Origin of the sequence: Actinoplanes sp. NPDC051475, from assembly GCF_040689425.1 — a bacterium.
Lineage (GTDB): Bacteria > Actinomycetota > Actinomycetes > Mycobacteriales > Micromonosporaceae > Actinoplanes.
Genome location: NZ_JBFAZZ010000026.1, coordinates 76,275 through 85,844, shown reverse-complemented (window position 1 = coordinate 85,844; position 9,570 = coordinate 76,275). Strand labels below are relative to the sequence as shown.

7 protein-coding genes are annotated in these 9,570 nt (G+C 72.0%); 3 read left to right on the top strand and 4 right to left on the bottom strand.

Annotation, left to right across the window (positions count from 1 at the left end; all coding sequences use genetic code 11):
• Positions 1-334: 334 nt before the first annotated feature.
• The 3 genes from AB0368_RS35770 to AB0368_RS35760 are packed head-to-tail and all read right to left on the bottom strand — an operon-like array spanning position 335 to position 5,535.
• Positions 335-2,407 (bottom strand): acyltransferase family protein, encoded by a 2,073-nt coding sequence (locus tag AB0368_RS35770; protein WP_366158469.1) that lies wholly within the window; start codon positions 2,405-2,407, stop codon positions 335-337.
• Positions 2,408-2,412: 5 nt separating this feature from the next.
• Positions 2,413-3,660: a nucleotide sugar dehydrogenase gene (locus AB0368_RS35765; RefSeq protein ID WP_366158468.1), complete on the bottom strand. Its 1,248-nt coding sequence runs from the start codon at positions 3,658-3,660 to the stop codon at positions 2,413-2,415.
• A 27-nt stretch (positions 3,661-3,687) separates the two neighbouring features.
• Entirely contained in the window at positions 3,688-5,535 is a 1,848-nt protein-coding gene (locus AB0368_RS35760; protein ID WP_366158467.1) for a stealth family protein, read from the bottom strand.
• 209 nt (positions 5,536-5,744) lie between these two features.
• Here AB0368_RS35760 and AB0368_RS35755 point away from each other — a divergent pair, with 209 nt between their 5' ends.
• Positions 5,745-6,017: a hypothetical protein gene (locus AB0368_RS35755; RefSeq protein WP_366158466.1), complete on the top strand. Its 273-nt coding sequence runs from the start codon at positions 5,745-5,747 to the stop codon at positions 6,015-6,017.
• Between the two features lie 64 nt (positions 6,018-6,081).
• On the top strand, positions 6,082-7,638 hold the full coding sequence (ffh, locus tag AB0368_RS35750; protein WP_366158465.1) for a signal recognition particle protein: 1,557 nt from the start codon (positions 6,082-6,084) through the stop codon (positions 7,636-7,638).
• A gap of 3 nt (positions 7,639-7,641) precedes the next feature.
• Here ffh and AB0368_RS35745 read toward each other — a convergent pair whose 3' ends face one another.
• The gene (locus tag AB0368_RS35745) at positions 7,642-8,385 is read right to left on the bottom strand and encodes a hypothetical protein (protein ID WP_366158464.1); all 744 of its coding nucleotides are present in this window, start codon (positions 8,383-8,385) and stop codon (positions 7,642-7,644) included.
• Between the two features lie 75 nt (positions 8,386-8,460).
• On the opposite strand from AB0368_RS35745, the gene AB0368_RS35740 reads away from it, so the two are divergent.
• Positions 8,461-9,537 (top strand): amidohydrolase family protein, encoded by a 1,077-nt coding sequence (locus AB0368_RS35740; protein ID WP_366158463.1) that lies wholly within the window; start codon positions 8,461-8,463, stop codon positions 9,535-9,537.
• Positions 9,538-9,570: the final 33 nt, after the last annotated feature.

Below are 9,570 nucleotides of genomic sequence, written 5' to 3'. Positions count from 1 at the left end.
CCACGGCGGCCTCGGCCGGAGCGGCCAGGGTGACCAGGCCGATCAGGGCGGCGGCGGGGATCAGCGCGAGGGTGGCGAGGCGACGGACCAAGGTCTTCTGCACGGGCACAACCTTTCGGAGAACCGCACCGGCGCTTGTTCGCCGCTACGCCATTCCCTTCGGAAGCCCGCAGGAGGTCGCTGATGCCTGTTCAGGTGCCTTGCCGTGAGTGCTGAGTTGCCGCCGGGGTGCCTGCCGTCCGCCGGTTGCGGCGGCGGTCGGCGGGCGGTTGCCGTACGGATGCGAAAAGGCCGGCGGAGCGTTCCGCCGGGCCTTCTCGGGTGGTGCTGAGCGTCAGGAGGCCGCCAGGGCCGAACCGAATTGAGATGCCAGCAGCCGGCTGTACGCCGTCGTGATGTGGTGCTGGTCGCGGTACACCAGGATGTCGCCGACGATCGCCGGGCAGGTCGTCGCGGTGCAGAACCACGGCACCGGGTCGATGATCGTGGCCCCGGCCGCGCGTGCCGCCGCCGTGACCAGCTTGCGCCGCTCCGGCTGCGCCAATGCGCTCTCCCGGCTGCGCCCGCACGCCGAGGGTCGGTCCATGTGCGCCGACAGGCACTCCGGCGTGGGGCCGGCCTGCCAGGGGGTGTCGCTGACGAAGTACACCTCGGTGCCGGGCGCCGACAGAGCGCGGACGGACCGCTTCCAGGCGGCGGCCCACGCGTCGTCCTGCGAACCGGTCACTCCGAGCAGCTCGTTGCTCGGGTACGTCGAGGCCATCACGACCTTCGCAGGGTGCAGGGAGCGGGCGTACTTGACGGCATCGCGGCGCCACTGGACGCACTCGGTGAACTCGCGCTTGAGCTGCGGCAGGTAGATCATGCCGTCCGCGGCGGTGCACGCGCTCTTCGTGATGGCGACCACCTTCCAGTGCCGCTGCAGCGCCGCCGCCTCCAGCGCGGGGAACCAATGGCCCGCGTGGGAGTCGCCGAAGAGGACCACCGTGGTGTCCGAGGACAGGTCACCGTACGCGCACGGCTTCTTGACCTCGGGATCGTCGAAGGCGCCGTTGCAGCCCTCGCTGTAGTAGCGGGGCTTGTCCTTGCTCGCCTTCGCCAGCTTCGGGGTCAGGTTCACCGGCACCGCGGGCGCATTCACGCTCGCGGCGATCTGCCGGCTCAGCTCCTTCGGGTCGAACGTCGCCGGGTCCAGGACGGCGGCGCGGTACGTGGTCGTCCCGCCCAGGTGCGTGGCGGCCGAGGTGATGACGGTGCACAGTCCCGCGGCGACCACGGAGATGGCGAGGCCCACGCCGATGCCGCGCCACGGGCGGTCCCGCAGGGCGCGCAGCTGGCGTACCGGGTTCTCGACCAGCGCGAACGTCAGCGCGGCCAGGACCAGGGCGCCGAGCGCGACGAGGACGTTCTCCCAGGCTGCGAGCGGGCGGCCGATCGCGTACGGCGCGAGCAGCAGCGCCGGCCAGTGCCACAGGTACCACGAGTACGACAGCCGCCCGATCGCCTGCAGCTCGGGCCGCCCGAGGAGCCCCGCCGGACGCCCGGTGCCACCGGCGATGACGGCGGCGGTGCCCAGGACCGGCAGCAGGGCGGCGTACCCGGGGAACGGGGTCTCGGGGGTGTACATCACGGCCGACGCCGCCACGGCGACCAGGCCGGCGCCGATGCACCAGCGCGGCAGCTTCAGCGCGGTGAGGGCGAGCAGCGCGCCGACGCCGAGCTCCCACGCGCGGGTGTGCGCGCCGAAGTACGCCCACCCGGCGTTCTCCCGCGTCTGCCACAGCGCGAGCGCGAGGGAGCCGGCGGTCAGCGCGGACAGCGCCGCGCCCAGCCCCCGTCGCCGGGCGAAGACGATGATGAGCAGCGGCCAGACGAGGTAGAACTGCTCCTCGACCGCCAGCGACCAGAAGTGCTGCAGCGGCGACGGCTCCGCGTCGGCCTGGAGGTAGTCCGTGCCGATCGCCGCGAGGCGGTAGTTCATCGAGTAGATCGTCGTGTGCAGCGCGTCCGACAGGATGCCGCTCAGCCGCAGGGGTGGCAGCCAGAGCGCGGCACCCGCGACCGTGGCCACGACGACGACGGTCGAGGCCGGCAGCAGCCGCAGCGCCCGGCGCGCGTAGAACCGCGGGATCGACAATGTGCCGCTGCTGCGCGCCTCGCGCAGCAGGAGGCCGGTGATGAGGAAACCGGAGATGACGAAGAAGACGTCCACCCCGACGTAGCCGCCGGTGATCACCGGCAGGCCGCAGTGGTACGCGACCACGAGGAGCACCGCGACCGCACGCAGCCCCTCGATGTCGCGGCGGTGCCGGGCCGGACCGGCGGCCGGGGCACGCGTGGTGTCCGGTGCCGGACCGTCGGACCGTGGTGTCTGCCGGGGCGAGGGCGCGACGGGCGCGATGCTCATCTCGGTCACAGCCGATGCGCCTCCGGGCCGGTGGTGACACCCCGGGTGTCGAAGAAGCGCTTGGCGATGCCCGCCAGGTGGTCGGCGTCGTACTCGCGGTGGTGCTGCACGAGGATGACGAGGTCGGCGGCCGCGGCGGCGCCCTCGAGGTCATCGGTGCGGGGCACGCTCCACTCGGTGACGTACGGGTCGTGGAAGCTCAGGACGGCGCCCAGCGACGTGAGGTGGCGGGCCAGCGGCGTGGCCGGCGACTCGCGCTGGTCGGCGATGTTCGGCTTGTACGTGACGCCGAGCAGCAGGACCTTCGCGCCGTGCACCGCCACGCCGTCGGCGTTGAGCAGGTTCTGCGCGCGGCGGGCCACGTACGCCGGCATGGTCGCGTTGATCTCCTGGGCGAGCTCGACGAAGCGGAACGGGTAGCCGAGCTTGCTGCGCACGTTGTGGCTCAGGTAGTTGGGGTCGATCGGGATGCAGTGGCCGCCGACGCCGGGGCCCGGGTAGAACGCCTGGAACCCGAACGGCTTGGTGGACGCGGCGTGGATGACGTCCCAGAGGTCGATGTCCAGCTCGTGGCAGAACCGGGCCATCTCGTTGACCAGCGCGATGTTGACGTGCCGGTACGTGTTCTCCAGCAGCTTCGCGGTCTCCGCCTCACGGGTGCCGCGGGTGCGTACGACGGTCTCGATGAACCGCCCGTAGAACGCCGCGACCCGGTCGGTGCAGCCCGCGGTGTACCCGCCGACGACCTTCGGGGTGTTGTGCGGGCCGAACCGCTCGTTGCCCGGGTCGATGCGCTCGGGCGAGAACGCGACATGGAAGTCGATGCCCGCGGTCAGCCCGGACAGCTTCTCCAGCAGCGGGCGGACGACCTCGTCGGTCGTACCCGGGTAGGTCGTCGACTCGAGGACGACCAGCATGCCGGGCCGCAGGTTGCGGCCGACCGCCTCGGTCGCGCCGATGACCGCACGCAGGTCCGGACCGTCGCCCTCGGACAGCGGCGTCGGCACGCAGATCACCGCGGTGTCCGCCTCGGCGATCCGCGTCTCGTCGGCGGTGGCGCGGAACCCGCCGGCGAGCATCTCGGCCACGTCGGCGTCGGACAGGTCGTCGACGTGCGAGCGGCCCGCGCCGAGCGCGTCGACCACCGCCTTGTTGACGTCGAAGCCGAGCACGGACATGCCGGCCCGGATGGCCTGCTGGGCGAGGGGCAGCCCCACGTACCCGAGGCCGAGAATGACCACGTCGAAGCTCACGAGAGAGATCTCCTTTGGGCGGACCCGTCAGGCGACGGGCGAGTTGGTTGCGGCCGGCCCGCCGTTCTTCGCCGGCTGCGCCGGCACGGTGACCTCCGGCGTCTTGCCGGGTGCCAGGGCCGGTCCGCGGTCCACCTGGGTCAGGACGGCGGGTGCGGGACGCGGGCCGGTCAGCTCGTACGGCGACGCGAACGGCAGGTACGCGGGCAGGAACTCGCCGAGCAGCGCCGCCTGCTCGGCGGCCACGGCGTCGTCCGAGTCGGTGTCGTTGAGGCAGAACGCGTCGAGGTTGCGGTGCCGCAGCAGCCCGGCGAGCTTCAGCGGCGTCGTGGGGTTCGCCAGGTCCGCGTACGTGTAGGCGATGGTCCCCGGGGCGGCCTTGCCGGTCAGGTAGGCGTAGTACTGCTGCAGCGACGACAGCAGCGAGACGTCGTCCGGGTGCCGGAACTGGTGCGACGCCGTGGCCTCGACGTGCTCGGCGAAGCGCTGCTCGATCTCGGCGATGACGCTGCGCCGCGACGGGTGCGGGGTGTGCATCATCTTGCGGGTCAGCACCCGGCCGAACGCCTCGCGGATGAGCTCCCGGTTGTTCTTGCCGGCCGAGTCCGCCGGCGGGTCGTCGGGGCGCCGCGGTGCCGAGTCCACCTGGGCGTTCGACGGGAAGAAGCGGGTCAGGCCGCCGGGGGTGAAGAACAGGTCGGGGGAGACCGGCCGGCCCAGGAACACGTCGTCGTTGAGGTAGAGGAAGTGCTCGCTGAGCCCGGGGATGCGGTGCAGCCGCGACTCGATGGCCTGGGAGTTGAAGGTCGGCAGCGTGCCGGTGTCGCCGAAGATCTCCCGGTGGCTGACCACGGTCACGCCCGGGTGCGAGGTGTCCAGCCACTCCGGCAGCTGATCGTCGGTCACCAGGTAGATGTGGTTCACCCAGGGCGCGAAGCAGTGCAGGGCCCGCATCGAGTAGCGCAGCTCGTCCCGGGACGCGTACCGCGAGTCGTTGATGGCGAGCCGGCTCGCGTCGCCCAGCCAGTCGTTGCCGGCCAGGGCGGCCGCCTTGCGCGCCTGCCACTGCGGGTCGCCGCCGTCGACCCAGGTGTAGACCACGTCGATCGGGAAGCTGATCCGGTCCGGGCTGGGCAGGGTGAAGATCTCCCGGGTCCGGTACGCGGTCCGGTCGGCGGGGGAGCTGAACGGGCCGAACGCCGGCTCGGGCGCGGACACCACCGGCTCGTCCAGCGGGATCACGTCGGCGATGGGGTTGCCGCGGGGGCCGGCCAGTACGCCGTCGCGCTCGGTCCAGAACTCGATCTCGCAGCCCAGCTCCGGGCCGAGGAGCAGGCTGCCGCGCGGGTCGGTGACCGGCCAGCTCAGCTTGATGATCTGGGCGGCGTGCGGCTTGCGGGCGCCGGACGGCCTGACGACGTCGAGCAGCCCCTGGCCGGCTCCGGTGAGGTCGTGCAGGAGGCGCACCACCGCGGGGCGGTCGGTGTCGCGTACGGCCACCGCCGTCGTCCGCAGCGCCTTGGTCGGGATCCGGAACCACTCGACGCCGGCCTCGTCGAGCGCCGCGACGACCCGCTCGAGGTTCTGCCGGCGTACGTCCGCGGGGCTGGCCGCCGGATCCTTGCGGGCCGTGACCCAGCCCCGGGCGGTACGGACCCGGATGGTCGGCGCATCCGCGGCGCCACGCATGAGCGGCAGCCGCGGGGGTGGTGAGAGCGACACGAGCCGCCGGGCGACGCCGAGCCGCTGCTGTTCGGCCACTCTCGGCAGCACCCGGCGCTGGACGGCCTTGAGGACGCGCGACCGGACTTCCCAGGGCGCCAGTCGCAGGATCCGCCGTAGGGGCACGAGCTCGTCCTTCCGCCGGATGTCCATCGGGGCCGATCGTCAGCCGCCCGGTTCCTGAGCCTCAACGGAGGTATGCGCCGGATGGTTGCGGTCGATGACCATTTGCCGGACATCATTGCTGTGAGGCGTTACGCCTGATATCTGCGGTATACGCGATTTACTGGCGTGGCGCGGGTGAACGGCCGCGACCCACCCCTACGGGTGCGCCCTGATGTGCCCACTTGCGCGGCGGGCGCATGGTGGACAACGGGCTCTCCGAGGAGGACGACATGGGCAAGGCTGTGGCATATCTGGTGGCGACGATCGCCGGCGTGATCGTGGTGGGGTGGATCGCCATCTCGCTGCTGCACGTGCTCGTCGGCGCGCTGGCGTACCTGATCGTCGGCGCGATCGTGGTGGGCGGCGGCGTCTACCTGTACGGCAAGGCCAAGAAGGGGCTCGCACCCGGCACCCGGACGCAGCGGCGGATCGAGGCGGCGGCGAAGACGTACCGGATGCGCAACCGGTGAGGCTTCCGGCGGGCGGCTAGGCTTGCGGTCATCTCCTCCCTACTGACCAACGGGAAGTTGTGCCGTGTTTGACACCTTGAGCGACCGCCTCTCCGGGATCTTCACCAAGCTCCGGGGCAAGGGCCGGCTCACCGACGCCGACATCGACGCCACCGCGCGGGAGATCCGCCTCGCGCTGCTGGAGGCGGACGTCGCGCTGCCGGTGGTCAAGGCGTTCATCGCCAACCTCAAGGAACGCGCCCGCGGCGCCGAGGTGGCGCAGGCGCTCAACCCGGCCCAGCACATCATCAAGATCGTCCACGAGGAGCTCATCACCGTCCTCGGCGGCGAGGGGCGGCGGCTGCAGTTCGCCAAGCAGCCGCCGACCGTGATCATGCTGGCCGGCCTGCAGGGCTCCGGCAAGACCACGCTGGCGGGCAAGCTGTCGCGCTGGCTCAAGGGCCAGGGACACCAGCCGCTGCTGGTCGCCTGTGACCTCCAGCGCCCCAACGCGGTCAACCAGCTCCAGGTCCTCGCGGGCCGGGCCGGCGTCGACGTCTACGCCCCCGAGCCCGGCAACGGCGTCGGCGACCCGGTGCAGGTCGCCAAGGACTCGATCGAGCACGCCCGGCGTACGGCCAAGGACATCGTCATCGTCGACACCGCCGGCCGCCTCGGCATCGACGCCGAGATGATGCAGCAGGCGCGCGACATCCGCGACGCGGTCGACCCGGACGAGGTCGTCTTCGTCATCGACGCCATGGTGGGCCAGGACGCGGTCACCACCGCCGAGGCCTTCCGCGACGGCGTCGGCATCACCGGCGTGGTGCTGTCGAAGCTCGACGGTGACGCCCGCGGCGGTGCCGCCCTCTCGGTCCGCCACGTCACCGGCGAGCCGATCCTCTTCGCGTCCACGGGCGAGAAGCTCGAGGACTTCGACGTCTTCCACCCCGACCGGATGGCCAGCCGCATCCTCGGCATGGGCGACGTGCTGACCCTCATCGAGCAGGCCGAGCAGGCCTTCGACGAGGATCAGAAGGAGAAGATGACCTCCAAACTGCTCGGTGGCGAGCAGTTCACCCTGGAGGACTTCCTCGACCAGCTCATCGCGGTGCGGAGGATGGGCCCGATCGCCAACATCCTCGGCATGATGCCGGGCATGGGCCAGATGAAGGACCAGCTGGCCGAGCTCGACGACAGCCACTTCGACCGGGTGACGGCGATCATCCGCTCGATGACCCCGGGCGAGCGCACCAACCCGAAGATCATCAACGGCTCCCGCCGCGCCCGCATCGCCAACGGCTCGGGCGTGACCGTCATGGACGTCAACCAGCTGCTCAACCGCTTCGCCGACGCGCAGAAGATGATGAAGCAGATGGGCGGCATGATGGGCCTGCCCGGCGCGGGCCGCCGCAAGGCGACCAAGAGCCCGAAGAACAAGCGCAAGGGCACCAAGGGCGGCAACCGGCCCCGGGTCGGCGGCGGCATGCCGGCCGGTTTCCCGGGTGGCATGCCCCAGCTCCCTCCGGGGATGGACCCGAACGCGATCGCCGGCGGCCAGGGGCTGCCGCCGGGCTTCAAGCTGCCGAAGCTGGACTTCAACAAGCTCTCCAACCCCAAGCGCGACGACGACAAGCGCTGACGGTCAGCGCCCGGGCGCCGTGGTCCGGGTGGATGCGGTGCTCTGCCGCAGACGCAGCGGGACCACCGTCGCTTCGGCGGCGGCGGGCTGACTGCCGTGCGGCAGGGAGGCCGCCGACGCGGTCCGGTTCGCCGGCGGCTCCGGGCTGCCGGCCCGGGACATCCGGCGCCCCTCCGCCGCGGCGGCTTCCGCGGCCGGGTGCAGGGACGCGACCGTGGAGTCGGCCGCCGCGACGGGATCGTCGTGCACCGATCCCTGACGTGAGCTCACGTGCTCTCTGCGTTTCTCCTGCCGCTGGGTGTTGACCCGCGACGCCAGATCGATGGCCACGCCCACGGCCGCCGCGTAGTTCGCGATGCTCTCCGCCAGCTTGATGCGCGGGTTCGCCTCCTTCTCGGCGTCCGTGTAGCCGTCCGTGACCGCCTTGACGACGCCCGCCGAGGCGGTCAGGAGCTTGGCCAGGTTGTTGATCTTGTGCTCGCGGAGGTTCTCGAGGCCCCGGTACCCGCGGTAGGCGGCGGCGGAGACCTCGTACAGGCCGGCGAGGGCCTGCCCCCAGGAGGCGGCGCTCTTGGCGTCGGCCGCCCGTCCCGGATCCCACTGGTTCTTCAGGCCGTCGGCCACGAAGCTCCCGGTGGAGGCGGCGACGCTGCCGAGGGCCACGGTGTCGTCCAGCCGGGACCGGGCGACCCGCGTGCCGTCGGACCTGGTGTACGAGAAGAAGTCGGCGAACGGATTTCCCGGCATGGCACGCTCCTGTCGTCGGCCTTCCAACGGGGGTGGGGCAGCGGGGGTTCACGGCGATCAGGTACGACTTCAAGCATGACGTTGCATGTACGCGGGACGCTGCTGCCGGACGGTGAGGTCCGGGACCTGTGGCTGGTCGGGGACCGGGTGACCTTCGAGCCGGTCCGGGACGCCGAGACGGTCAGCGACTCCGGCTGGATCGTGCCCGGCCTGGTCGACGCCCACTGCCACCTGGGCATCAAGACGGGCGCCAAGCCGATCGAGAGCCTGGACGAGGCCCGTGACCTGGCCTTCCGGGACCGCGACGCCGGCGTGCTGGCACTGCGCGACGCCGGATCGCCGTACCCGTATCCGGAGCTGGATGACGAGCCGGAGATCCCCCGCCTGGTCCGGGCGGGCCGGCACGTCGCGCCGGTCCGCCGCTACCTGCGGGACATCGGCGTCGAGGTGGAGGCCGCGGACGTCGTGGAGGCCGTCACCGCCCAGGCCAAGGCCGGCACCGGCTGGGTGAAGCTCGTGGGGGACTGGATCGACCGGTCCGTCGGCGACCTCGCCCCCTCCTGGGATCCCGCGACCATGGCGGCCGCCGTGGAGGCCGCCCACGCCGCGGGCGCCCGGGCCGCCGTGCACACGTTCTCCGAGGAGGCCGTGGCGCAGATGGTGCGGGCGGGCGTCGACTCGGTCGAGCACGGCACCGGCCTGTCCCTCGACCTGATCGACGAGATGGCCCGCCGCGGGACCGCGCTCGTGCCAACCATGATCAATATCCAGACCTTCGGCGGCATCGCCGACCAAGCCAGGGCCAAGTTCCCCGGGTACGCCGACCACATGCTGTCCCTGCGCGACCGGTTCCCGCAGGTGGTCGTCGCCGCCCACGAGGCAGGTGTCCCCGTCTACGTCGGCACGGACGCCGGCGGAAGCATCCGGCACGGCCTCGCCGCCGAGGAGATGCTGCTCCTGCACGAGGCGGGCATCCCGGCCGCCGACGTCCTGGCCGCGGCCTCCTGGGGCGCCCGGGAGTGGCTGGGCTTCCCCGGCCTCGTCGAGGGCGGCCTGGCCGACCTGGTCGTCTACGCCGACGACCCCCGCGCCGACCTCCGGGTGGTACGCGCTCCGCAGCGCATCGTCCTCAAGGGCCGCGTGGTGCGCTGAGCGGCCCGGCGACGGACGCGGCTAGGATGCTGC

Coding starts and splice junctions, on each gene's coding strand:
- AB0368_RS35770 (WP_366158469.1), bottom strand. CDS start 2,407: ATGAGCATCGCGCCCGTCGCGCCCTCGCCCCGGCAGACACCACGGTCC.
- AB0368_RS35760 (WP_366158467.1), bottom strand. CDS start 5,535: ATGGACATCCGGCGGAAGGACGAGCTCGTGCCCCTACGGCGGATCCTG.
- AB0368_RS35755 (WP_366158466.1), top strand. CDS start 5,745: ATGGTGGACAACGGGCTCTCCGAGGAGGACGACATGGGCAAGGCTGTG.
- AB0368_RS35745 (WP_366158464.1), bottom strand. CDS start 8,385: ATGCCGGGAAATCCGTTCGCCGACTTCTTCTCGTACACCAGGTCCGAC.
- AB0368_RS35740 (WP_366158463.1), top strand. CDS start 8,461: ATGACGTTGCATGTACGCGGGACGCTGCTGCCGGACGGTGAGGTCCGG.